25 protein-coding genes and 3 pseudogenes are annotated in these 23,171 nt (G+C 61.8%); 16 read left to right on the forward strand and 12 right to left on the reverse strand.

All coding sequences use genetic code 11. From position 1 onward, the window contains the following. The first annotated feature begins 72 nt into the window (after positions 1-72). From P5W98_RS35820 to P5W98_RS35855, 8 genes are all read left to right on the forward strand, one after another. Positions 73-378, forward strand: a complete 306-nt coding sequence (locus tag P5W98_RS35820) for a hypothetical protein (RefSeq protein WP_051059081.1) — start codon at positions 73-75, stop codon at positions 376-378. Then, the gene (locus P5W98_RS35825; RefSeq protein ID WP_007183092.1) at positions 365-643 is read left to right on the forward strand and encodes a hypothetical protein; all 279 of its coding nucleotides are present in this window, start codon (positions 365-367) and stop codon (positions 641-643) included. Before P5W98_RS35820 ends, P5W98_RS35825 begins: the two co-directional genes overlap by 14 nt. A 60-nt stretch (positions 644-703) precedes the next feature. Next, entirely contained in the window at positions 704-916 is a 213-nt protein-coding gene (locus P5W98_RS35830) for a hypothetical protein (RefSeq protein WP_007183091.1), read from the forward strand. Positions 917-967: 51 nt separating this feature from the next. Further along, positions 968-1,603 carry a ParA family protein gene (locus P5W98_RS35835; protein WP_007183090.1) on the forward strand — a complete coding sequence of 212 codons (636 nt, stop codon included), beginning with the start codon at positions 968-970 and terminating at the stop codon, positions 1,601-1,603. After that, the gene (locus tag P5W98_RS35840; protein WP_090839329.1) at positions 1,600-1,863 is read left to right on the forward strand and encodes a hypothetical protein; all 264 of its coding nucleotides are present in this window, start codon (positions 1,600-1,602) and stop codon (positions 1,861-1,863) included. The genes P5W98_RS35835 and P5W98_RS35840 overlap by 4 nt, the downstream gene beginning before the upstream one ends. Positions 1,864-2,550: 687 nt before the next feature. Then, complete coding sequence (locus tag P5W98_RS35845) at positions 2,551-2,868, forward strand: hypothetical protein (protein WP_028229650.1); 318 nt, start codon at positions 2,551-2,553, stop codon at positions 2,866-2,868. Between the two features lie 28 nt (positions 2,869-2,896). Then, a complete protein-coding gene (locus tag P5W98_RS35850; RefSeq protein WP_007183086.1) occupies positions 2,897-3,133 on the forward strand; it encodes a hypothetical protein in 237 nt (78 codons plus the stop codon). A gap of 55 nt (positions 3,134-3,188) precedes the next feature. Next, positions 3,189-3,431 (forward strand): hypothetical protein, encoded by a 243-nt coding sequence (locus P5W98_RS35855; RefSeq protein WP_090839385.1) that lies wholly within the window; start codon positions 3,189-3,191, stop codon positions 3,429-3,431. Positions 3,432-3,567: 136 nt separating this feature from the next. On the opposite strand, the gene P5W98_RS35860 is transcribed toward P5W98_RS35855, so the two are convergent. The 5 genes and pseudogenes from P5W98_RS35860 to P5W98_RS35880 form a co-directional block, all read right to left on the reverse strand. Continuing rightward, entirely contained in the window at positions 3,568-4,140 is a 573-nt protein-coding gene (locus P5W98_RS35860; RefSeq protein ID WP_007180433.1) for a hypothetical protein, read from the reverse strand. Positions 4,141-4,216: 76 nt separating this feature from the next. Beyond that, on the reverse strand, positions 4,217-4,480 hold the full coding sequence (locus tag P5W98_RS35865) for a hypothetical protein (RefSeq protein ID WP_007180432.1): 264 nt from the start codon (positions 4,478-4,480) through the stop codon (positions 4,217-4,219). Beyond that, positions 4,477-4,839 (reverse strand): hypothetical protein, encoded by a 363-nt coding sequence (locus P5W98_RS35870; RefSeq protein ID WP_156903410.1) that lies wholly within the window; start codon positions 4,837-4,839, stop codon positions 4,477-4,479. The genes P5W98_RS35865 and P5W98_RS35870 overlap by 4 nt, the downstream gene beginning before the upstream one ends. Then, positions 4,836-6,629: pseudogene (locus P5W98_RS35875) on the reverse strand (Tn3 family transposase); the annotation flags it as partial. The gene P5W98_RS35870 and the pseudogene P5W98_RS35875, both read right to left, overlap by 4 nt. A gap of 377 nt (positions 6,630-7,006) precedes the next feature. Continuing rightward, positions 7,007-7,198, reverse strand: a pseudogene (locus tag P5W98_RS35880) (helix-turn-helix domain-containing protein); the annotation flags it as partial. A 65-nt stretch (positions 7,199-7,263) separates the two neighbouring features. Here P5W98_RS35880 and P5W98_RS35885 point away from each other — a divergent pair. Further along, entirely contained in the window at positions 7,264-8,340 is a 1,077-nt protein-coding gene (locus tag P5W98_RS35885) for an aromatic ring-hydroxylating dioxygenase subunit alpha (RefSeq protein WP_011178402.1), read from the forward strand. Here the strand turns inward: P5W98_RS35885 and P5W98_RS35890 are convergent. From P5W98_RS35890 to tfdA, 4 genes are read right to left on the reverse strand one after another with little or no spacing between them, the layout of a single operon-like run. Then, on the reverse strand, positions 8,337-8,753 hold the full coding sequence (locus P5W98_RS35890; RefSeq protein WP_049796618.1) for a Zn-ribbon domain-containing OB-fold protein: 417 nt from the start codon (positions 8,751-8,753) through the stop codon (positions 8,337-8,339). The genes P5W98_RS35885 and P5W98_RS35890 overlap by 4 nt on opposite strands. A 20-nt stretch (positions 8,754-8,773) precedes the next feature. After that, positions 8,774-9,940: a thiolase family protein gene (locus tag P5W98_RS35895; protein WP_011178401.1), complete on the reverse strand. Its 1,167-nt coding sequence runs from the start codon at positions 9,938-9,940 to the stop codon at positions 8,774-8,776. A gap of 5 nt (positions 9,941-9,945) precedes the next feature. After that, positions 9,946-11,487, reverse strand: coding sequence for an acyl-CoA synthetase (locus P5W98_RS35900; RefSeq protein ID WP_011178400.1), 1,542 nt, complete (start codon positions 11,485-11,487; stop codon positions 9,946-9,948). A gap of 42 nt (positions 11,488-11,529) precedes the next feature. Next, entirely contained in the window at positions 11,530-12,393 is an 864-nt protein-coding gene (gene tfdA / locus P5W98_RS35905) for an alpha-ketoglutarate-dependent 2,4-dichlorophenoxyacetate dioxygenase (RefSeq protein ID WP_011178399.1), read from the reverse strand. A 205-nt stretch (positions 12,394-12,598) separates the two neighbouring features. Here tfdA and P5W98_RS35910 point away from each other — a divergent pair, with 205 nt between their 5' ends. Together P5W98_RS35910 and P5W98_RS35915 are read left to right on the forward strand one after the other, a co-directional pair. Next, positions 12,599-13,486 carry a LysR substrate-binding domain-containing protein gene (locus P5W98_RS35910; RefSeq protein ID WP_011178398.1) on the forward strand — a complete coding sequence of 296 codons (888 nt, stop codon included), beginning with the start codon at positions 12,599-12,601 and terminating at the stop codon, positions 13,484-13,486. 184 nt (positions 13,487-13,670) lie between these two features. Beyond that, on the forward strand, positions 13,671-14,510 hold the full coding sequence (locus P5W98_RS35915) for an IclR family transcriptional regulator (RefSeq protein ID WP_011178397.1): 840 nt from the start codon (positions 13,671-13,673) through the stop codon (positions 14,508-14,510). 27 nt (positions 14,511-14,537) lie between these two features. Here P5W98_RS35915 and P5W98_RS35920 read toward each other — a convergent pair whose 3' ends face one another. From P5W98_RS35920 to P5W98_RS35930, 3 genes and pseudogenes are all read right to left on the reverse strand, one after another. Then, positions 14,538-15,326, reverse strand: a complete 789-nt coding sequence (locus P5W98_RS35920; RefSeq protein ID WP_227978825.1) for an enoyl-CoA hydratase/isomerase family protein — start codon at positions 15,324-15,326, stop codon at positions 14,538-14,540. Then, a pseudogene (locus P5W98_RS35925) lies at positions 15,303-15,929 on the reverse strand (helix-turn-helix domain-containing protein); the annotation flags it as partial. The pseudogene P5W98_RS35925 and the gene P5W98_RS35920, both read right to left, overlap by 24 nt. Then, positions 15,898-16,770: a LysR family transcriptional regulator gene (locus P5W98_RS35930; RefSeq protein ID WP_232355764.1), complete on the reverse strand. Its 873-nt coding sequence runs from the start codon at positions 16,768-16,770 to the stop codon at positions 15,898-15,900. The gene P5W98_RS35930 and the pseudogene P5W98_RS35925, both read right to left, overlap by 32 nt. A gap of 210 nt (positions 16,771-16,980) precedes the next feature. On the opposite strand from P5W98_RS35930, the gene P5W98_RS35935 reads away from it, so the two are divergent. The 5 genes from P5W98_RS35935 (at position 16,981) to tfdB (ending at position 22,838) form a co-directional block, all read left to right on the forward strand. Next, the gene (locus P5W98_RS35935; RefSeq protein ID WP_011178386.1) at positions 16,981-17,748 is read left to right on the forward strand and encodes a chlorocatechol 1,2-dioxygenase; all 768 of its coding nucleotides are present in this window, start codon (positions 16,981-16,983) and stop codon (positions 17,746-17,748) included. Continuing rightward, complete coding sequence (gene tfdD, locus P5W98_RS35940; protein WP_011178385.1) at positions 17,745-18,857, forward strand: chloromuconate cycloisomerase; 1,113 nt, start codon at positions 17,745-17,747, stop codon at positions 18,855-18,857. The genes P5W98_RS35935 and tfdD overlap by 4 nt, the downstream gene beginning before the upstream one ends. Positions 18,858-18,898: 41 nt before the next feature. Continuing rightward, on the forward strand, positions 18,899-19,636 hold the full coding sequence (locus P5W98_RS35945) for a dienelactone hydrolase family protein (RefSeq protein WP_223995859.1): 738 nt from the start codon (positions 18,899-18,901) through the stop codon (positions 19,634-19,636). Next, positions 19,633-20,697 carry a maleylacetate reductase gene (locus P5W98_RS35950; protein ID WP_011178383.1) on the forward strand — a complete coding sequence of 355 codons (1,065 nt, stop codon included), beginning with the start codon at positions 19,633-19,635 and terminating at the stop codon, positions 20,695-20,697. The genes P5W98_RS35945 and P5W98_RS35950 overlap by 4 nt, the downstream gene beginning before the upstream one ends. A 344-nt stretch (positions 20,698-21,041) precedes the next feature. Next, entirely contained in the window at positions 21,042-22,838 is a 1,797-nt protein-coding gene (gene tfdB / locus P5W98_RS35955) for a 2,4-dichlorophenol 6-monooxygenase (protein ID WP_011178382.1), read from the forward strand. The last annotated feature ends 333 nt before the right edge of the window (positions 22,839-23,171 follow it).

Consider the following 23,171-nt stretch of genomic DNA (forward strand, 5'->3'; position numbering starts at 1 on the left):
ATGTCGGCGGCACCGGCGAACGCCCGGCGGCTACCGGGTTTTGCCGACGACCATCCGTCTAGGAGCATGACCATGAAGCAACCGATGCGACCGTCCGAATCGGACGCGATCGAGAAGCTGGAGGCCGAGATCGAGCGGCTCAAGGCTTCGCAGAAAATGATGCGCGCCGCGAACACTGCCCTGCGCAAGGGCGATGACAACGCCTTGCGGGCGCTGGGGTTCTCCGAGGAACACATTGGCGAGCTCAAGACCAAGGATTTCGCCGGGCGCGTCGGCTTCCCTCAATCCGCTCTGCGCAACAACAACGCCGACATCCGCCGGCTCAAGAAGCGTATCGCTGAAGTCCAAACGAGGGAGGCATGCGATGCTGACCGTTGACCTGAAAATGTCGTGGGCCAGTGTGCTGCCCGTTCTCCTCGCTGGCTATGCCGAGGGGACGGCCGAAGGGCGGTCGATGGCCGTCGAGCAGTTCAAGAAGATGGCCGAGGCCGCTGATTTTGCGCACGAGTTGGCCGATGCGCTCGAGATGGTCATGACTGTCTTTGAGCGCTCGACGCCGACGGCGGGCAACTGGATGGAAGTTCAGCACGCCAAGAAGCTGCTGAATCGCCTCCCTACCCGCGAGATCTCGCAGGAAGACTAACCCGATAATGCCGTACTTACGTATGTAAATACGGCATTATGTAGCTCGCACGAGGGAGTCATGGAACGCGAATACCGGGTTTTCTATCGGACCCCGCAATCGTTCGACGAAAAGGCGCATACCGTTCGACTCGCTATAGGAGACGGCGCCGACGAGAACACCGTCGAGTTGTTGCTGCTTGCTCAGGCGAAGCATGAGATTGCTGCGAAGGTCGGCCGACCGCCGGACCAGGTGCATATCAACGGCTTCAGTTTGCTTTCGGACTGCCATTAAGGCATAATTACGTAATTACATACGCATGTATGTACGGATAAGGAGAAACCCATGAAATACGCGGTTGTGAATACCAAGGGTGGCGTAGGCAAAACGACGACGGCTGTTCACCTGGCGACGCATCTCGCCAGTTCGGAGCCTACCCTACTGATCGACGGCGACCCGCAGGAGACGGCGGCAACATGGGCGGCATGGCGACGTGACAGCGAGGCGGTGAAAGGCAAGCCGTCGCCGACGACGACATGCCTGCGCGGCAAGGCCATTTTCGATGAGGGCAAGCAACTGTCGAAGGGGTTCGCACACACGGTCGTGGACGCCGGCGGTCGCGACGCGCCGGGGCTCCGCAATGCGCTGCTGCTGGCCGATTTGGCGATCGTCCCGGTCGGCGCGTCCGGCTTCGACGCGGCTGCGATGACGGATCTACTCGAGGTCGTCGACTTGGCCAAGGATTACAACCCCGAGCTGCGCGTGAAGATCCTGCTTACGCGCATCGATCCCCGGACCAAGGACGGGAAGGAAATGCTCGAATTTCTGCAGGAAAACAAACTCGACGTGCTCAATGCCCGCGTGTGTGAGCGCGTGGCGTTCCGCCGCGCTACCAGCGAGGGCTGCACGGTTGAGGAAATTGGCAAGGATAGCCAAGCCGTGGCCGAAATGGTCGCGTTCTACCAAGAGGTGAAAGCATGAAGAGAAAGCCTTCTCTAGAGGAATTCCGTGGCGGCGGCAGCGAAGGTGCGGTCGAATCTCAATCGACGGCGCCGGGCACTGCCGCGGCTACGGTCCCGGCAGTGCCCGAGCGGACCAACAAGACCATTCGTATCCGCAAGACCTTCGAGACGAAGCTGAAGGAGGATGCGTTTCACCGCACGCAAGCAGAGGGTCGTCGGGTCACGGAATCCGACATCATCGACGAGGCACTCGAGTTCTATTGGACACACAAGAAGTAATTACGTATGTACGCACGCATGTACATACGTAATTTGAACCGAATAGGGCGAACGGGGTGGAGAAGAATATTGCCTTTGGCTCGCTGTCGATCATCTCGATGATTGGAGCCGTTTCGCCTGCGGAATCGGACCATGCAGACACGTATGAACCGCCGATCCGGTGGAGGGTAGAGAAGGCGCGGTGTACGTAATTACGTATGTACCCGGACATTCAGTAAAGGCCGCCCACGGGCGGCTTTTTCATACCTACGGGCAGCAGAGCGGGGCAGGGCCGCCGGCGGCGGCCACACCCACCCATCCCCCGCCTTCCCGCCCTGCGGGAAGGAGCGAGTCGCCCTCTGTCGTCAAGGGTGCGGGGGAGATGAACCTTTCCCCCACACCCTCGACTGGAGGGTCTATCCCGGCACGCCAGCCCGTCAAGGGCCGCTGCGCTGTCGTCCTCACCCGTTCGGTGCTCGACCTGGCCTGCGGCCAGCTCTGCGCTCCGCTGCGGCTTCCGGGCGTCCCCTTGACCGCCTGACATGCCGAACCCCCAGCCAAATATTTACGCAATTACGTATTTACGTATGTACGTAAGCAGACTATAATAGATCCCATGCAGTGACGGCCACGCCTCACCGCATCCCGGCCGGAACCACTGGCGGCTACCAGTCCCCGGCCTACCTCCCAACCGTCTAGGAGCAACACATGCAAACCGAGATCAGGAAGTTCAAGCGCCACATTACCGGCGAGGAACTCATTGCCGCCTGCGATCGCGAGGGCTTTCCGTGTCAGTCGCGCAAGTACCTCGAAGAGGGAAGCGATCACATCCGCTTTGGCTTCGAGCACGGCGGCGTCTACGTGACCGCCCTCTACAACACGGTGAGTGGTCGCGCATTCGGCGAATACGAGCTGCCCAAGCGTACACGCCCGCTTGGCGACAAGGGTGTCGAGTTCAGCACCGACGACAAACTGGACGGGACGCCTTGGTTCGACGCGCTGCTGTCGTTCCTCTATGTCGCCTGATCAACGACTACTGCTACAGGAGGAAGACATGGCTGAACGCCACTTTCGCAAGAACAGCACAACGTTCAATTGCCGTTCGTGCGGCCGACTTACGCGCGATATCGCGGGAACGAATCAGCAATTGTGCCCGCAGTGCGACGCATGGACCATGATCGAGAACTCGATTCTCGACGAAGACCTCGCCGGCCCCGACCTGGCCGAAGCCGAAGCTCGCATCGCCAAACTGAAGGCCGAAGCCGTGGCCAAGGGCGGGCGGTTCAACTGACTAACCGCTCCCGCTACGGTTGGCAGGTGGCTCAGACAATATGGAGAGGGGCGATATGAAAACGGCTTACGAACTGCTGCTCGACGCGCCTGACGCACAAGTGAAGCGTTGTCAGCTCGCATGGAAAGCCATTGCGGCCGGCGACTGGCAAGACGCAGCTCATTTCTTGCGCAACGCGGCGGGGGAAGAGGGGGCAACGCCGTGGGCCGCTGAGGCGCGAGCCCTCGCAGACGCGTGTCAGGGTAAGGCGAACCCGAATTTTGACCTCAATACCTTGCGCCGCGCAACGGACAAGTAGGGGATCTACGCCGGAACCCCAGAAAATTCCGTCGTTCCACATTGTGAACATTAATCGGCTTATTCCAGCCGAAGAATGTTGGAGCGACGTCCGGTGAGTGACATGACGGTCTCGGTCACACGGACCATCAGGACCGTTACGCGGGGCCCAGTTCGATTACATTGTGGGACAGGTCGAGACAATCTTCGCAGTCCCGGCAAACCCAGTGCAGCATCGGCCCGACCGGATCTGGATGGTCGCTGAACGTTGTCAGCGCCGCGTCGTACTGAGCATCGGACGTGCTCGAGCGCAGTATCCGCTCGAGATTAGACTCGATGCTGTCCAGGCTGCATTCACCGATGCCGGACTTGAACACCGTCACACCGCCTGACGGGTTGACCGCGAAGAAGAAAAACGCCTTCGTGTCGACCATGTGCGACAGGATTGTCCTGGCGATGAAGTTGCTCGGATTGATCAGCGCATTGAAGATGCGGTAGCCGTAAAACTCTAAGCCGAAGTGTACGACCTCGAAGTCGTCGGTGCCGCGTATCGAGTGGCCAAAGTTGAAACCGCTGCGTGTTACGTCGTTCGGAATGTCATCCACCGGCCGCAGTGCCAGGCAAGCATAGTGCGTCTGGCCCTCGGCCACGAGTCCCATCGCAAAGCAGGGCGCGCGCTCGGCCAGCAAGGCCTCGACAAAATTCCGGTTCATGCGGAGCGTTGGCAGCATCGGGCATCCTTCATCGTGAATCAAATCAACATTTGCCGACCTGGCTGTGCGGTGCGTCGACGTCGAACATCAAAGGCTATACATCGTCGAGCTCGAACAGCGCGCGATCGGCGGGCCGCGACAGATAATCGTCCATCATCGCGCGGAAATCGGCTTCATCCCACTCGCCGCGATCGACACGCCGCAGCAACGCCTCGCCGGCCAGCATGATCTTTCGCTCGCGATCCGCGCGCGTTTGCTTGACCTGCTGGCGCTGCGCCTTAGCTGCCGCTTTGCGGGCTGTTTTCAGCTCCTGCAGCTTTTCGTCTGTCGCATCGAGACGACGTTTCAGCATGTTCATTCTGGCGTCCTGTTCGAAGAAGCGGTTTGCGCGGGAAACCGGCGCGCCGGCGTGCGCCGGTTCGTTACATTCGCGCCGTACTGTCGCGCCCAGGTGCGTACCGAGGGAGCGATATCGACTAACGTCGGCGGCATGTTCGGCAACACATCCATCGTCCAGCCACCCAGCCGCTTTGGCGCAATATACGCCGGTCGCCAGCTGCCGTCGGCCAGGATATCGATCACGAACAGCGACGTGCCGACGCTCAGTCGCCAGGTGTTGACCACGGCTGGGGGTAAAGGATTACCTGGTTGTGGCATCGTATTCCACCGTAACAGGAATAAGGGATTCCAAGCCAGAACCGCCGAAAATTCGATCACTCCAATTCGAGCCCTGCAATGAGCGCGTCCAGGTCGATTTTGTTGTCGCTTTGAAAAGTGTAGTGCCCGTTCAAAAGGATATGCCGCCAGGCTGCCGGTGATATCTGCGTAAGCCGCGCCAGCGCCTTGGCGTTGCCACTGGCCTCCCATTTCGTCAGTAGATGCGACAGAATCGCCGAGTTGTAAAAAATGATGACGTTGGCGATCAGCCGGGCGCACTGGTTGCTGATCTCGATTTCGATGTCGGTGCGGCCGGTCAATTCCTTCTTGCCGCCGACCTGGGCGATGGTCGAACGAAGCTGATGGTAAGACTCGAGGCGGTTTTGGGAGCGATGCACGTTTCGCTCGAGCTGCGGGTCGCGCAGGTAACGCAACGTGTAGATGGTACGAATGAGCTTATCGAACTCAAAAATCGCGCGACGTGTCGGGTTTTCCTGCGAGTACGTACATAGTTTGCGGATCAGCGAGCCCTGCGTGATCTCTTTGAGGCCCAGCGTGGCGACGATCTGATCGATATTTGTCTTCTCACTGGTGATGAGCTGCCGATCGATTTGTCCGATCGGCTGAATCAGGCATTTCTCGTACAGCGCCGGGTCGTCGATACAATACAATTCCTGCAACTGGTCATCGAGGTTTGTGAAGCGAGGCTCGAAGCGCAACCCGAACCAATACAGGATAGCGAAGTTGGCTTTGTTGATGCTGTGCATGTCGCCGGTGATCGCAGTCGGCACTATATCCGACGTGTTGCGATACCAGATGTCGAACACGTGATGCGCCTCGTACTCGTGCGCGCCGATTAGGTAGCCGTTCAACGGGACATGATTGCACAGCAGCGTGTAGGCGACGACGCCTTTGCCTCGTCCGAAGTATTTGCGCGAGTAACGCGCCTTCACGGTCGGTCGCTCGACGCCGAATTTCTGCCCATCGACGGCGCTGTACAGCGCATCGAGATCGAACGAGTAGTACGGGAAGATCGGCAGCGCGGCGATGGCGTTGCTGATGCAGTCGTTGGCCGCATGCAGCGTCGCCTGACGCAGATACTGCTGGTAGGTGCTATCCAGAACGTGGTACGGAATGTCGCTGGTGCGCGCCATGACATGGTTGCCATGGTTCATTGCCTGAGCGATGATAACCGCCATCAGGCTATCGGCGTCCGCTACCTTCTTCGCGTAGCGCGGCTGCAATGGCGTCAGCGCCGACAGGAACTGGCACTGGCCGTTGACGAAGCGGAACACGTCGGCAACATCGCAGAATGGCAGTTGCTCGTAGAATGCCTGCTCACGCACCTTCTGGTTCTCGGTTTTCGGTTTGCGCCAAATCAGCTTCTGCGTATCCTTGTCGTATTCCAGGTGCGTAAGCTTGCCCTGTTTCAGCTCTCGGTTGAAGGCCAGCCATTGTGCATGCAACTCGGCCGCTAACGCATCGAGTTGGGCATCGATTGGCTGCTGCAGGAACGGGATCTCCATCTGCGCCAGCGCGTCGGCCTTCTCGTTCATCGAAACAAGCTCGTCGGAGAAGTGACGATGTTGCAGACTGTCGTCGAGATAGATCTCTCCCGACTGGAAGCGCTTCCGGATCTGGCGGTACAACCAGAATTCGTAGCGATCGGCGTGCAAACCGGTCGGCTGACCATCAGCGCCGAAGATCAGCAGGTACGGTCGCAGGCGCTTCGGCAGCGTGGCCGCGGGACATTCGGCGAGCGGTCGTTGTGACAGGCGCTGCTGTTTGGCGAAGGCCCCCTTGACCCAAGCCAGCGCCGCGAGCCACGGGTTGTCTGGGGCGCTTCGCGAATCAGCGCCGGAATATTGACTTGAACACCGTCAGCCGCCTCCGCGTTCGCGGCAGAGGCGATCCGTTCGATGTCCTCGTCGCGTTCGTTCGCCAGCAAGACCTTGCCGGCCGCCGACCTGCAGACTGGACGCAGGACGCCTGGCGGAAACCACAGCGCGTTGGTCTTCAAGCTCGGCAACAGCGACAGGATGAAGCGCACGTGAATGCCTTGGCGCAGTCCGACCATGACGCCGGCCTTCGTGCGCATCGCGAGGGCCTTCATGTCGGTCACGAAACTGTTCTTCGCGAAGAACGCCTCGTGCTGCCAGGCGCCCAGCAGCATGACGCGCAGCGTGGGACGGAAGAGGTGGTCTTTCTCGGAGAACGTGAGGTAGCCCATCGTCTCCAGGCTGCCAACCAGCATCGAGGTGCTGGATTGGGGATAGTCCAGCGCCGCCGCAATCTCGGTGATGGTGGCGCCCTTCTGCCTCGCGGCGAAGTACTCGAGGATCTCGATCGCCCGGAATGCCGACTTGACCGGCTTGGGCGATGAATCAAGGGTTTCTTCGCGCTTCGTCATCACATTCATGATGCCACTGGAAGGTGCTCGCCCTACGCTCAGCGCACGGTCCGCAAACGAAGGAGAACTAGACCATGTATCCCAAGAATTTCTGGTACGTCGGGGCGATGAAGCACGAGGTGGGGCGGCAGCTGCTGGCGAGAACCCTGCTGGAACAGCCCGTCGTCTTCTTCCGTCGCAATGACGGCAGTGTCGCCGCGCTGGCCGATCGTTGCAGCCACCGTCGCGTCTCGCTTTCCCTGGGGCGCCTGATCGGCGACGAAGTCCAGTGCGGCTATCACGGGTTGACCTTTGCCGGCGACGGTTCGTGCACGAGCATTCCCGGTCAGTCTCGCGTCCCACCGAGCGCCTGCGTGCGCTCCTATCCGGTGGTCGAGCGCGACGGATTCGTCTGGATCTGGCCGGGCGATCCGGCGCTCGCAAACGAAACGCTGGTGCCCGACTACGCGGAGATCTGCAGCTCCGGACGCTACGTCGGGCGGCCCGCCGAAGCCCTGCTCGTCGAGGCGCCCTTTTTGTTCAACATCGAGAACGTGCTGGACCTGTCGCATGTGACCTACGCCCATCCAGAGACCGTCGGCACGCCCGAAGTGGCGCTCACGCGCCCGACCGTCGACGTCAGCGAAGCCAAGGTCCAGGTGACACGCAACTGGGACAAGGCGTCCACCGGACCCTCGTTCAAGAACCTGTTCGGATGGGACTTCGTCAAGAACAGCCAACGCATCAGCTTCTGGCCCGGCGCCAACATGCTGCTGGAGATCGAGGTCGAACCGGTCGGCAACAACGACCCGACGCAGATCAAGCGGCTTCGGGTGCCGGGGCCCTGTACCCCCTCCACATCGACCACGCATTTCAAGTTCTCCGCGCTCTATCGCGACTTCCTGCCGGACAACGAGGCGCTGACCGTCGGCATGTTCGAGCAGTTCCGCAAGACCGTGATGGAAGACAAGGTGCTCATGGAGAACCAGCAGAGAAACTGGGCACTCGACGGCGTGGAAGTCATTCGCAGGATCGAGCCGTCCAGCAGCGGCGGAATGATGGATATCGCGGTGGATCACGCGCCGCTCGCCGCACGCCGTTGGCTTCAGCGGCTGGCGATGGCGGAACGGAGTGCGCCAGAAATCAAGGCCCCAGGCGTGTTGCAAGGCTAGGGTGCCTTTCCGTTGGGCCCGCCTGAATGCGCGGCGATGGTGAAGGCGGGCCACTGCCATCCGTCGGGGAGCGAGATCCAGGCGACCCGAACGGCCAGGCCCACGCGCAATCGCGCGGGATCGCAGTCGACCAGCCAGCTGAGGATTCGCGCGCCTTCGACCAGGTCGATCCATGCGTGCATGCGGGGGGCGTCGGCCGCCGCAGGGGTGTTCATGCGATCGACGGTCCAGCTTGCCAACACCCCGTCGCCGCTGACCTCGCGCCACGCCAGACGACGGCGCCCGGTGTAGACGCTGCCAGGCCGCGGATAGGCCTGCCACCGTCCTGTTTGCGTGCAGAACTGGACCAGCAGCCGGCGCTCGCGCGTGGCCGCCCAGAACGCCGCGGTGTCCATGTAGTGGCCGATGGCCACAGTCGAAGTTCGAAGACCGCTCATCGGTCCAGCACGAGCGCGCTGCTCATCATCCAGGCCCGGCCATAGGCGAGGCCGCCGATGCCCGTGACCAGCGCATTGCGCGGATCTTCGACCTGGGTTGCGCCGCCTTCGCCGAAGAGCTGGCGCACCGCCTCCACCAGGCCCAGTCCGCCGGCAGCCAAGCCTGGTTGACCCGCGGAGAGTTGGCCCCCGCCCGTGTTCAGCGGCAAGCCGCCGCTGAATCTTAGATCGGTCTTCTCGATGAAGGCGGCGCCCTCGCCCCGGCCGCAAAACCCCATGTGCTCCAGCTGCATCAGGACGGCGATGGTGAAGTCGTCGTACAGCTGCAGCATGTCGATCTCCTGCACGGTCAGGCCGGCCTGGCGCAGCGCGCGCGGACCGGCCTGGACGAAGCCCGACGCGAGCAGGTCGGGCGGCTGTTCCTGCACATCGTGGTTCGTGCGTTCGGCGTAGCCGGCCAGCCGCGCGCATTTGGACAATCCCATCGCGGACGCCGTCTCGGCCCGCATCATCAGGACGCCGTTCGCGCCGTCGCAGAACATCACGCTGTCGAGCAGGCGCAGCGGATCGGAGACCTTGCGCGACTTCAGGTAGTCGTCGAGGGCAAGCGGTCTTCGCAGCTTTTCGCATGCGCGCTCGTTCTCCAACGCGTGCCCGCGCTGTGTGAGCACGATCTTCCCCAGCGCGGCATCGAGCGCACCGTAGCGCTGTTCATAGGCGTTGTGCAGCAGCGCAAAGAAGCCGGGCGGGCGCGTCATGCCGGTCGGCGCGATGAACTCGTCGTGGTAGCCGCGGAACTCGGCGGCAAAGTGGGTGCTGGGAGCGTCGGCGCCCAGCACGAGCGCCACCTTGCAGTGCCCGTCGCGCAGCGCCGAAGCCGTTGCGGCCACGGCGGACAACATCGCGCAGCCGCCCGTGGTGCCGGTCGCCAGCCAGTCGAGCGCCAGTCCCAGCGCGTCCGACATGAAGGCCGCATGGAAGGGATTGCTGCCCTCGCTCAGCGCGGCCGTGACCGCCAGCCCGTCGATATCGGCGGGCGCGATGCCGTACTTGCGTGCGAGCTCGTCCAGGACGTCCGCCGCCAGGTCGTAGGCACTTCGACCCGACCCGAAGACAACGGGTGTTTCGGCATAGCCGCCGATGACGATGTCGGATGCCGCCATCCGGCCTACGCTGCCGCCGACGATGGCGCGATGCTGTCGATGTACTGCTGCTTGAGCTTGCGGCGCGCAATCTTGCCGCTGTCTTCGCGCGGCAGCACCGGCATGCTCAGCAAGAACCTGGGGCAACGCAGGCCTCCCAGTCTGTTCTTGAGCGTGGCCCGCATCGTTTCGAGGTCGACGCGCGCGCCGGCGTGCGGCTCGACCACGAGGACCAGGACTTCGCCGAGGTCCCGGTCGGCGATGCCGAAAGCGACGCAATCGCGCACCTCCGGCAACTTCATCGCTTCCTCTTCGAGTTCCGCCGGAAGTATGTTCACGCCGCCGGAGATCACCATGTCCTTCTTGCGATCGCTGATCCACAGGAAGCCGTCCGCATCCAGATGCCCGACGTCGCCGAGCGTGATCCACTCGCCGCGTCGAAGCTCCGTCAATGCCTCGGGCCGATTGTGGTAGGTCACCAGATCGGCAACGTCGGCGTGAACGAGGATCTCGCCCTTGTCGCCGATGGGCACCGGATGTCCTTCGTCATCGACGATGGCGATGCGGACGCCCTCGGGCGCCTTGCCGACGGTGCCTGGGTGCGACAGCCATTCCTCGGACGTGCAGGTCGCGATCACGCCGATCTCGGTGCCGGCGTAGTACTCGATGATGACCGGGCCCCACCAGTCGATCATGGCCTGCTTGACATCGCGCGGGCACATGGCCGCCCCATGCGTCACGGCGCTCAGCGTCGACGTATCGAAAGCGGCTCTGCGCGCCGGCGGGAGGTCGAGCAGCCGGCTGAACATCGTGGGCACCACATGCATGTGGCTCAGGCGATGGCGCTCGACCAGGTCGAGAAGATCATCCGCGTCGAAGCGCGGCTGAAGCACCAGGACTTCGCCGAAGCGCAAGCTGTTGAGCGCATAGACATAGGGTGCCGAGTGGTAGAGCGGCCCCGTCAGCACGGCCCGGATCGGCCGAATCTCTTGCCCGTGCGCCAGACGAACCCTCAGGCCGAACTTCGCCGCGAGCTCGGGCGTGCCGTTGGCGCGCTGCACGCCCTTCGGGCGGCCCGTCGTGCCGGAGGTATAGAGCAGACTGGCCGGCGCCGCGACCGGCAAGGCCGTCGAAGGCTCCGATGCCTGGAGCCAGCCTTCATAGTCGACCGTGCCCGGGTTCGCCGTGCACGACGCATCGGACAGCCGATAGGCCTGCCGGATCTCGGGCGGCGACGCGGCTTCCAGCACCTTGCAGGCCTCGGGCACCGCGGATGCAACGCCCTTGAGCAGATCGGTGTGCGCGACGAGCACACGCGCTTTGCAGTCCTCGAGGATGAAGGCGATCTCGTCCCGGTTCGCATGCCAGTTCAAAGGCACCGCAACGATGCCGGCGCGGTTCGCGGCCAGCGTCATTTCGAGCACCGGAAAGTCATTGCGCATGAGGATGGCGACGACATCACCGGGCCTCAATCCCCATGCCGCCAGGCCGCCCGCCGCTCGAAGGACGCGCTGCGCCAAGGTGTCGCCGTCCAGGCTACGGCTGCCGCTGATCAGGGTTGCGTACATCTTGTGGGGCCTTCGCGAAAAGGGCGTGCGCCATGGCGTGCGCTAGACGACGGCATCGTCCAGGGTGGTCGCCCGGCGCAGCTCACGCCTGGCCGAGATGTCGTACCTGCGTCCGCGGTGAAGAACGCAGCGGTTGTCCCACATCACCAGATCTCCCACGTTCCAGCGATGCCGGTACACGAATTCCCGCTGTGTCGCGTGCTCGAGAAGCTCCGCAAGCAGCATCCGGCCTTCGGCCACCGGAAGGCCTTCGACGTGGCTCGCGTGCGCGCCGATGAAGAGAAACTTGCGCCCGGAGCCGGCGTGGGTTCGAACCAGCGGCCAGTTGACCGGCGGCATGGCATTGCGTTGCGCTTCCGAATAGTCGGTGTCGCCGAGCAGGAAGCGGGAGTTCAGTGCGTAGTGCTCGGCACGCAGCCCTTCCAACTCGGATTGGAGGTCCCGAGGCAGCGCGTCGTATGCCGCACGCATGTCGCAGAACTCGGTGTCGCCGCCCGACGGCGGAACCACCACCGCGGAGAGCATCGAGTAGCGGGCAGCAGGTTGCTGAAAGGAGCTGTCGCTGTGCCAGAGCTGGTTCGCGAAGTTCCCGACCACCTCGCGCGCATCGCGTTGCGCGACCTTGCCGTCGAGACTGACGTTCGAGATGTCCGCCAACTCCGCGTACTTGAATCTCGAAGGTCTTTGATTGACCTTGATGAAACCGCCTTCGAGTGGCCCGAAATTGCGCGCGAAGGCGATCTGCTGATCCTGACTCAGGGGCTGCCCCCGGAACACCAGCACCGACTTCTCGTCCATTAGCCGTTCGATCTCTCGGACCTCGGTCGAACCCAAGGCCTCTCGAAGGTCGATGTCTTCGACCCCTGCGGCGAAAAGAGGATGAAGGGGATTTGCGACGACGCTCACTTTTTTGCTCCTTTTCTAAGAGACTGTTTCAAAAAGACGGCTCAGCGCGCCTGAAGATGTTCCAGCAGACGAGAGAGCAGCCGAGTTTTATCATGGCGGTAGTCTAGAAATGCCGGGCCATATGGTCTAATACCTTCCATCAGCGCGAGCGATACGGGATCGGTATGGCTCTCCGGCAGCCGGAGCCAGCCACCAGGAGTGAAGAATGGAGTTTCGACAGCTTCGCTATTTCGTTGCTGCCGCGGAGGAGGGCAACGTCGGTGCCGCCGCGCGGCGGCTGCATATTTCCCAGCCCCCGGTCACGCGACAGATTCACGCGCTCGAACAGCATCTGGGCGTGTTGTTGTTCGAGCGCAGCGCGCGCGGCGTGCAGCTCACGCCCGCCGGGGCCGCGTTTCTCGAAGATGCACGGCGCATGCTCGAACTGGGTCGGACTTCCGTGGACCGGTCCCGCGCCGCCAGCCGGGGCGAGATCGGCCAACTCGATATCGGCTACCTCGGCACGGCGATCTACCAGACCGTCCCGGCATTGCTCCATGCGTTCACGCAGGCGGTCCCGGGGGCGACGCTGTCTCTGGCCCTGATGCCCAAGGTGCGGCAGATCGAGGCCCTGCGTGCCGGCACCATCCATCTCGGTGTCGGCCGCTTCTACCCCCAGGAGCCTGGAATCACGGTGGAGCACCTGCACTACGAACGGCTGTATATCGCAGCGGGTTCGAGCATTGCGCGCCAGCTGAGACAGGATCCGACGCTGCTGCGGCTCAAGAGCGAGTCCCTCGTTCTTTTCCCCAAGGAGGGGAGGCCGAGTTTCGCTGACGAAGTGATCGCCTTGATGCGCCGGGCCGGGGTCGAGCCGCGCGTGACGGCGATTGTCGAAGATGTCAACGCGGCCCTCGGGCTCGTCGCGGCCGGCGCCGGCGTCACGCTGGTCCCGGCCTCGGTGGCCGCGATTCGGCGGCCCTTCGTCCGGACGATGGAGATGGCCGATGCGAGCGCCAAGGTGCCGGTCAGCCTGACTTACCTGACCGACTCTCGCGTACCCGTGCTTCGCGCATTTCTCGATGTCGCAAGACGCGGGAAAGGACAGAAATAGCGCGGCTGGCTACGTGTACGATTTCGTGTTCGAACGCGAACTCCGTCAAGCAACTCGACCATCCATCGCCGCCGTCAGGCGCCAGCGCGAAGACGACTACCATCGAGATAGATCACCCGCCGCGTGGCGCCCGCAACGGGCCTCCTCGAAGGCGAATGCAACCCCGCTCCCCTCAGCACGGCACATGGCCACCCAAGATCGAACCCAGGCGGCACGCAAGAAGACATCGGGCCCGGCCGCGGCCAAACCCGCCAGCGAATCGACGCTGTACGTGCAATCGGTCGAGAAGGCGATGAAGGTGCTGATGGCCTTCGACGGCTCCAAGCGCCAGCTTTCGCTGTCCGAGATCTGCACGCTCACGCAGCTCGACCTGAGCGCCGGGCAGCGCTTCACTTTCACGCTCACGGCGCTCGGCTACCTCAACAAGGAATCGGAAAGCCGCAAGTACGAGCTCTCGCCGCGGCTGCTCGACTTCACCTACCATTACCTGGCGTCGAGCGACGTGGTGAACCGCGCCACGCCCTTTCTGCAGCAGCTCAGCCAGATGACGGAGGAGGTCTGCAACCTCACCGTGCTCGACGGGCCGGACATCGTCTTCGTGCAGCGCATCGTGAGCCGCAACGTGCTGCATCCCAACGTGATCGTCGGTACCCGCCTGCCGGCCTACTGCACCGCGCCGGGGCTGGCGCTGCTGTCGACGCTGCCCGAGGCCGAAGTCGATGCGCTGCTCGACGCCAGCACGCTGGTCAGGCACACGCCCAGGACCATCGTCGACCGCCGCAAGATCAAGGAGCGCGTGGCCGTCGCGCACGCGCGCGGCTTCGTGCGCACCGAGGACGAGTACTTTCTCTCCGACATCTCCACGGCCGCGCCGATCACCGATGCGCGCGGGCGCGGCATCGGCGCGATCAACGTCGCGGTGTCGCGTGCACGCTGGGAACCGGCGCGCGACGAGCAGCGCTTCGCCGACCTGGTGCGCAGCACGGCCTTCGCCGTGTCGGCGCCTCGGCGGCACGTCGCCTAGCAGCGAGGCCCGGGCGGGGCCTGCGATTCAGCGGCCCTTGAAATGCGGCGTGCGCTTCTCTGCGAAGGCCGCGCGTGCTTCGCGGAAGTCCTCGCTGTCGTCGGCCCGCGCCACCATGGCGTCGAGCTCGGCCCGCCGTTGCGCGACCTGGCCGGCGAGCACCGCATTCAACTGCGCCTTCGAACCGGCGATCGACAAGGGCGCGGCGGCGGTCATCGGTGCGCCGAAGCGCAAGGCCGCCTCGACGACATCGCCCTCGGCCACCGCGTCGGCGAAGCCGGTGCGGCCGATCTCGTCGATGCCGAACATCTGGCCGCTGTAGAGCCAGCGCCGCGCGTTGGAAGCGCCGATCAGCCAGGCCAGGCGCTGCAGCTGGATGGTCGGATAGACCAGGCCCAGCTTCGCGACCGGCACGCCGACGCGCGCCGTCGCGTCGGCCACGCGGAAGTCGCAGCACATGGCCAGGCTGCAGCCGCCGCCGGCACAGACGCCGCTGATGGCCGCGATCACCGGCAGCGGGGCGCTCTGTACCGCGGCATAGGCCTCCTGGATGCGCTGGCGGTAGACCTCGGCGTGCGCGGGATCGGCCTTGGCCGCCGCGAAGGCGACGATGTCGTCGCCGGCGCAGAAGTGGCCGCCGCTGCCGGTGAGCACCACGAGCCGGACCGAGCGGTCCTGCGCGAAGCGCTCGAAGGCGGCCTTCAGGTCGGTCCAGGCGTCGAAGTCGCAGGCATTGCGCCGCTGCGGGCGGTCGATGGTGACGATCGCGGTGCCGTCGCCGCGCTGATCGATGAGGATGTCCGGCCCGTCGAGCACGGTGAGGTTGCAGACCTCCTCCGTCATCTGGCTGAGCTGCTGCAGAAAGGGCGTGGCGCGGTTCACCACGTCGCTCGACGCCAGGTAATGGTAGGTGAAGTCGAGCAGCCGCGGCGAGAGCTCGTACTTGCGGCTTTCCGATTCCTTGTTGAGGTAGCCGAGCGCCGTGAGCGTGAAAGTGAAGCGCTGCCCGGCGCTCAGGTCGAGCTGCGTGAGCGTGCAGATCTCGGACAGCGAAAGCTGGCGCTTGGAGCCGTCGAAGGCCATCAGCACCTTCATCGCCTTCTCGACCGATTGCACGTACAGCGTCGATTCGCTGGCGGGTTTGGCCGCGGCCGGGCCCGATGTCTTCTTGCGTGCCGCCTGGGTTCGATCTTGGGTGGCCATGTGCCGTGCTGAGGGGAGCGGGGTTGCATTCGCCTTCGAGGAGGCCCGTTGCGGGCGCCACGCGGCGGGTGATCTATCTCGATGGTAGTCGTCTTCGCGCTGGCGCCTGACGGCGGCGATGGATGGTCGAGTTGCTTGACGGAGTTCGCGTTCGAACACGAAATCGTACACGTAGCCAGCCGCGCTATTTCTGTCCTTTCCCGCGTCTTGCGACATCGAGAAATGCGCGAAGCACGGGTACGCGAGAGTCGGTCAGGTAAGTCAGGCTGACCGGCACCTTGGCGCTCGCATCGGCCATCTCCATCGTCCGGACGAAGGGCCGCCGAATCGCGGCCACCGAGGCCGGGACCAGCGTGACGCCGGCGCCGGCCGCGACGAGCCCGAGGGCCGCGTTGACATCTTCGACCTCGGCTGCGATTTTTGGCTCCACTCCTTCCGTTCTAAATATGGAAACTACCTTGTCGGCGAAACTTGGTCGGTCGCCGCGTGGATAAAGAATGAGGGGCACATCGAGTAGGTCTACAACTGCACGGGCACGGGAAACGCGTGTGTCCCACGGATCGGCAGCGGCGACGTGAAGCGTCTCCGTCCCAATGTTCCAACTCGACACGCCTTCGGTCACCGGATAGAAGCGCCCGAATCCGATGTCCACCACCCCTGAAAGAAGAGACTCGAGCTGAGCTTCCTTGGTCATGTGAGACACGGCGACGGTGGCGTCGGGATACGTTGCGAGGAACGTTCTGACGAACGCCGGAACCGTCTCAAAGACAGGAGTCCCAAAGTAGACGAGCTTCAGCTCACCCGATTCGCCTCTAGCGGCAGCTTGCGATCGCCGCGAAGACCGCTGCACAAGCGCGAGCAACTGACGCGCGTCATCAAGAAACACCTTTCCGGCGGCGGTGAGTTCGACGCCCCGTGCCGTCCGCTCGAAAAGCTTTGCCCCAATATCGCGTTCCAAGGCCTGGATCTGACGAGTAAGCGGTGGCTGCGATATGTGCATCCTCTGTGCCGCTGTTCCGAAACCTCCCGCCTCCGCGACCGCGACGAAGTATTTCAACTGTCTTATTTCCATGTTCCGTCCCGTTGCGCTGCCTGTTACAAGGCGATTGTGAGCAAGCACCTGCGGTCTCGCAACTAGGGAAAGACATACCGAAACCGTATGGTCTAGGCGGAGAAAAGGTATTGGACGGTATGGGATTGCCGTCTCTATTATGACTGTGCGGGGCAATTGTCGCCCACGTGTTCATGTTTTCATGACGGAGGCAAAGTGAACAAAAGAGTCAAGGATGTTGTCGATGCGATCGTCGCGGCGGTACAGCGGGTGCTCGACCAGAAGGAGGTTACTGAGGCGGAATACCGAACTGCGGTTCATTACCTCATGCAAGTAGCCGAACAGCGTGAAACCGCTCTTCTTTGCGATGTTTTTTTCAATAGCACCGTGGCTGCGACGAAGGCTCGTATTAGCGAAGGTTCAACGCCTGCTATCGAGGGACCCTACTATCGCGACGACGCCCCTCTGGTCGATGACCGGCTCAAGACTTACGACACGGACGACCACAAGCCTTTGCTTATCCAGGGAACGGTCAAAGCGGTCGACGGGAGCGTTGTCGAGGACGTGACGATTGATGTCTGGCATTCGACGCCCGATGGGAAGTACAGCGGTTTCCATGACGACATCCCGACTGATTTTTATCGAGGGAAGCTCAGGGTGGGCACCGATGGCAGCTTCCGCGTGCGCACAACGATGCCGGTGCCGTATCAGATCCCGGATCAGGGTCCCACGGGCGCATTGCTCGAAACCATGGGTGGTCACTCGTGGCGTCCCGCTCATGTACATTTCAAGGTGAAGGCGCCGGGATATGAAACGTTGACCACGCAGTACTACTTCGAAGGTGGAGATTGGATCACGGACGACTGTTGCAACGGCGTCCAGTCTAGTCTGATTACTCCCGATATTGTGGAAGAGGGTGTCCGCCTGATGAACATCAACTTCGTTATCGAGCCCGCGCGTGCGCAGGCGGGGGCAAACCCGTGAAGATTGACGCGATTGAAGCAGTGATCGTGGATGTGCCGACCAAGCGGCCGATCCAGATGTCGATCACTACCGTGCACCAGCAGAGCTACGTTATCGTCCGGGTGTATTCGGAGGGGCTCGTTGGTGTCGGCGAGGGTGGAAGCGTTGGTGGTCCCGTCTGGAGCGCAGAGTGTGCGGAGACGATCAAGATCATCGTGGAACGGTATCTCGCGCCCCACCTCCTCGGAACTGATGCGTTCAACGTTTCAGGTGCACTGCAAACCATGGCGCGTGCCGTCACCGGAAACGCCTCTGCAAAGGCTGCGGTCGAGATGGCGTTACTGGATCTCAAAGCTCGAGCGTTAGGCGTATCGATCGCCGAGTTACTTGGCGGGCCGTTGCGCAGTGCGATTCCGATTGCCTGGACATTGGCGAGCGGAGATACGAAACGCGATCTCGATTCTGCCGTCGAGATGATTGAAAGACGACGACACAATCGCTTCAAAGTCAAGCTTGGCTTCCGGTCGCCCCAAGACGATCTCATCCATATGGAGGCTTTGTCAAATAGTCTCGGATCGAAGGCCTACCTTCGCGTTGACGTGAATCAGGCTTGGGACGAGCAAGTGGCGTCCGTCTACATTCCTGAACTGGAGGCGCTTGGCGTGGAACTCATCGAACAGCCGGTCGGCCGCGAAAATACGCAAGCGTTGAGGCGGCTCTCCGACAACAACCGCGTGGCCATCATGGCCGATGAGAGCCTGAGTACGTTGGCCTCGGCATTCGATCTCGCGCGCGACCGAAGTGTGGATGTCTTTTCGCTGAAGCTTTGCAACATGGGAGGGGTCTCGGCGACGCAAAAGATAGCAGCGGTCGCGGAAGCAAGCGGGATTGCATCGTATGGCGGAACAATGCTTGACTCGACGATCGGCACATCGGTTGCACTTCAGCTCTATTCTACGGTTCCATCGCTTCCGTTCGGTTGCGAACTGATCGGTCCCTTCGTGTTGGCAGACACGCTGAGCCACGAGCCACTCGAGATCCGGGATTACGAACTGCAGGTTCCCACTGGCGTAGGTCACGGCATGACGCTTGACGAGGACAAGGTGCGCCAATACGCACGCGTCAGCTAGGCAAAACGCGCAGCGCAGGCCGCGGCTGTGGATCGCCTCGAATGCAACTGCGCATGTGTAACTGGAGACTAAATATGTTATCAGACGGCGTTGAGATCACGTCGCGCTCGGGTGGTCGCTTTGGTGCCTACCTCGGAAAGCCGACGACGGACTCCGCACCCATCGTCGTGATCGCGCAGGAGATTTTCGGGATCACGCCTTTCATAAGAGAAACCGTGGAATGGCTCGTTGGTGCGGGCTTTGGTTGCGTGTGTCCGGATCTGTACTGGAGACAGGCGCCGAATATCGAGCTTGATGCAAACGTACCATCGGAACGGGAACAGGCGCTTGCGTTGTTTCGCGACTTTGACATGGAGGCAGGAGTCAATGACCTTTCATGCGCCATTGAATACGCTCGTGCGCTCCCTTTCTCGAACGGTCGTGTCGCTGTAGTCGGGTACTGCCTGGGAGGTGCGCTGGCGTTTGATGTGGCGGCGCGATCATTGGCCGATTGCTCAATCGGCTATTACGGCGTGGGACTTGAAAAAAAGGTCTCACTGGTGCCAGCTATTACACGACCGGCGATGTTCCACATGGGTACCAAAGATCACTATGTCACAGAAGAGGCCCGTAGCATTCTCGAAGAGCATTTCGGTCGAAACAAAAATCTGAGTCTGCACTGGTATCCAGTGGGGCATTCATTTGCACGGTCATCCAGCCCAAATTTCGATCAGGCGGCGACAACTGTGGCCAATGCTCGGACGCTCGAACTGCTTGCAATGTTGAAGGACCCTTCATGAAGAAGTTCACGCTTGACTACCTGAGCCCGAGGGTCGTCTTCGGGGCGGGCACTGCTTCTGCATTGCCAGATGAAATAGGACGCCTTGGCGCACGCCGGCCCTTGGTATTAAGCAGCCCGGAACAACGCGAGTTAGCGAAGGATATCGTCCGTCCGATAGGTGACAGGGTAGCTGGATATTTCGATGGCGCGACGATGCATGTTCCCGTCGACGTCATCCAGAAAGCCGAGCGGGCTTTTAACGATACTGACGCCGACTCAATCATCGCGATCGGGGGAGGATCGACCACCGGACTCGCAAAAATCCTTTCGATGAACCTTGACGTCCCAAGTCTGGTTATACCAACGACCTATGCCGGTAGTGAAATGACTACCATTTGGGGTGTCACGGAAGGCGGAATGAAGAGGACCGGCCGCGACCCCAAGGTGCTACCGAAGACCGTGATTTATGATCCATTGCTCACGGTCGATTTGCCGCTTGCTATCTCGGTGACGAGCGCCTTGAATGCGATCGCTCACGCCGCAGAAGGTCTGTACTCGGCCGACCTCAATCCCGTTCTCGAGACCATGTGTAAGCAGGGCATATGCGCCTTGTTCGATGCAATCCCGCGCCTGGTGGCAAAGCCGACTGACGCCGAAGCGCGTACGGATGCCCTTTTTGGGGCATGGATGTGTGGCACTGCACTGTGCCACTTGGGCATGGGGCTACATCACAAACTCTGCCACACGCTTGGGGGAACCCTTAATCTTCCCCACGCGGAGACACATGCAATCGTACTACCACACGCACTGGCATACAATCTGCCGTACGCCGCGCCAGCTGAGCGACTGCTTCAGGAAGTCGCCGGCAGTAGTGACGTCCCGAGCGCGCTATATGATCTCGCCAGAAATGCTGGAGCACCACTCAGTCTCGCCGAAATCGGTATGCGGCCTGAAGATATTCCGAGGGTACGCGACCTCGCGCTAAGGGACCAATATCCGAATCCGCGTCCGCTGGAATCGGACGCATTGGAAACATTGTTAGTCAATGCGTTTCGTGGGCGAAGACCGGATTTCAAATAATGTGACCTGCACTCCGCGTTTAGTACGGTAGCGGTGAAGAGCCCGTTCCAAAGTCGACATCGGGTCTTCAAGCTAAAGCGAAGCACATGAATTTGCATCCACTGTTCCTTGTGGAGCATCGCCAGCCTTCGCGCGAAAAAGGCCGACTGTACTGGAGGTGGCTCGGATTTTCTTTGCGCGAAGTGGCTCATTTTTACTTTGCGCGCAACAAAGGCTCTTCAGCCTTACTATTCATCGCGCGTTAAAGACGGTGAAGTTTAAAAAATCGACTTGGCCGAACGCGAGATGAACAATCCCTGTTTCTTCTCACAAAGAGAGAGACATAACAATTGACGGAGGAAGACATGGCATTGACGATCGAAACCGACGTGCTGGTCGTTGGCACCGGGCCGGCGGGCGCTTCGGCGGGGGCACTGCTTGCGCGATACGGTGTCAGGACGATGCTCATTAACAAGTACAACTGGACGGCTCCGACGCCGCGTGCCCACATCACCAACCAACGCACAATGGAGATCCTGCGTGATCTCGGTCTCGAAGCTGAAGCCCGCCTCTACGCCGCGCCGAATGACCTAATGGGCGAGAACACCATCTGCGCCTCGTTGGCCGGCGAGGAGTTCGGTCGGATTCGCACCTGGGGGACGGATGTTCGCCGGCGCGCCGATTACGACGAATGTTCGCCGACCTCCATGTGCGACCTGCCACAGAACTATCTCGAGCCGATTCTCGTCAAGTCGGCCGCACTCGACGGCTGCAAGGTGCGCTTCGACACAGAGTATCTTGGACACGAACAGGATGCTGACGGCGTGTCGTCGCGCTTGCGCGATCGTCTGAATGGCGAAGAGTTTACCGTCCGGTCGAAATATCTGATCGGCGCCGACGGCGCCAACAGCCGCGTCGTGTCAGACCTGGACCTGCCGCTCGAAGGTACCATGGGCAAGTCCGGTTCCATCAACTTGCTGTTCGAGGCTGATCTCGACCGCTACGTCGCGCATCGTCCATCGGTCCTTTACTGGGTCATCCAGCCCGGCTCCGATATCGGCGGTCTCGGCATCGGCGTGGTGCGCATGGTCCGGCCGTGGAACAAATGGCTGGCGATCTGGGGGTACGACGTCGAGCAGGGCCCGCCGGAGATCTCGGAATCCTTCGCCCGCCGCATCGTCCACAATCTGATCGGCGATGACAGCGTGCCGCTGAAAATTGAGGGCATCTCGACCTGGACGGTCAACGACATGTACGCGACCCGGTTGCAGCAAGGACGGGTCTTCTGCGCCGGCGACGCGGTCCACCGGCATCCGCCGACCAACGGACTCGGCTCAAACACCTCCATCCAGGACAGCTTCAATCTCGCCTGGAAGATCGCCATGGTGCTGAACGGCACGGCCGACGAGAGCCTGCTGGACACCTACACGATCGAGCGGGCGCCGATCGCGAAGCAGGTGGTCTGCAGGGCGAACAAGTCGCTTGAGGATTTCCCGCCGATCGCGATGGCTCTGGGGTTGCCGCAGGCCAAGAGCGCCGACGAGATGAAGAGCAACATGGCTCGCCGCAAGGAACCTGGGCCCGAGGCGCAAGCGCAGCGCACGCGGTTACGCGAGGCCATCGCCGGGACCAATTACGTTTACAACGCCCACGGCGTCGAAATGAATCAGCGTTACGACAGTCCCGCGATCGTGGCAGACAATTCGCCGGACGAAGTCTTCCGCGACGTCGAGCTCTATCACCAGGCGTCGACGCGGCCTGGAGCGCCCATGCCGCATGTCTGGGTCTATGCGAGTGGTGATGGACACCGTATCTCAACAAAGGATCTCTGCGGGAAGGGCAACTTCACTCTCTTTACCGGGATTGGCGGCGCAGCCTGGCAGGATGCCGCGGCGGCCGTGAGCCGGCAACTCGGGGTGGCAGTGACGGTGCGCATCATTGGGCCTGGCCAGGCCTACGAGGATCATTACGGCGACTTCGCGAGAATTTCCGAGATCATCGACACCGGCGCCATCCTGGTGCGGCCGGATTTCCACGTCGCCTATCGGGCGACGTCCTTGCCGGCCGATGCGGCAGGCGACCTCGTGTCCGCCATGAGGCGGATCCTCGGACGCCAGTCAGAGAGGTCGAGCGCGCTGCGCGTTACGTCTCGAGCTATATAAGGAGTGGCGTCGCGATCTATTCGAGGTGAGACGGAAGCGCTCACCTCGGGTTGCGGGAGGGGAAGCGTGATCTTGCGCAGCGTGAGATGGCGTGTGGCGACGCGGGAAGGTTGTCGCGCGATTAAGGCAAGGCGGTGCGCAACGACGTGACGTGTTTTCTGGACCGGACGTAACTGCAGATCATCTAATTTGGGAAGTTCGTACCGGTGTCGACCGCCTTGCTGATGATGCTATTAAGCACGTGAGCAGACGACGGGCCGGTGCAGCCAACGTTGAAAAAAGAGCGCTTGATTGCAATGTCGACGACACGATCTACATTACTGTCATTTGAAT

This window comes from Paraburkholderia sp. A1BS-2L, assembly GCF_051125205.1.
GTDB lineage: Bacteria > Pseudomonadota > Gammaproteobacteria > Burkholderiales > Burkholderiaceae > Paraburkholderia.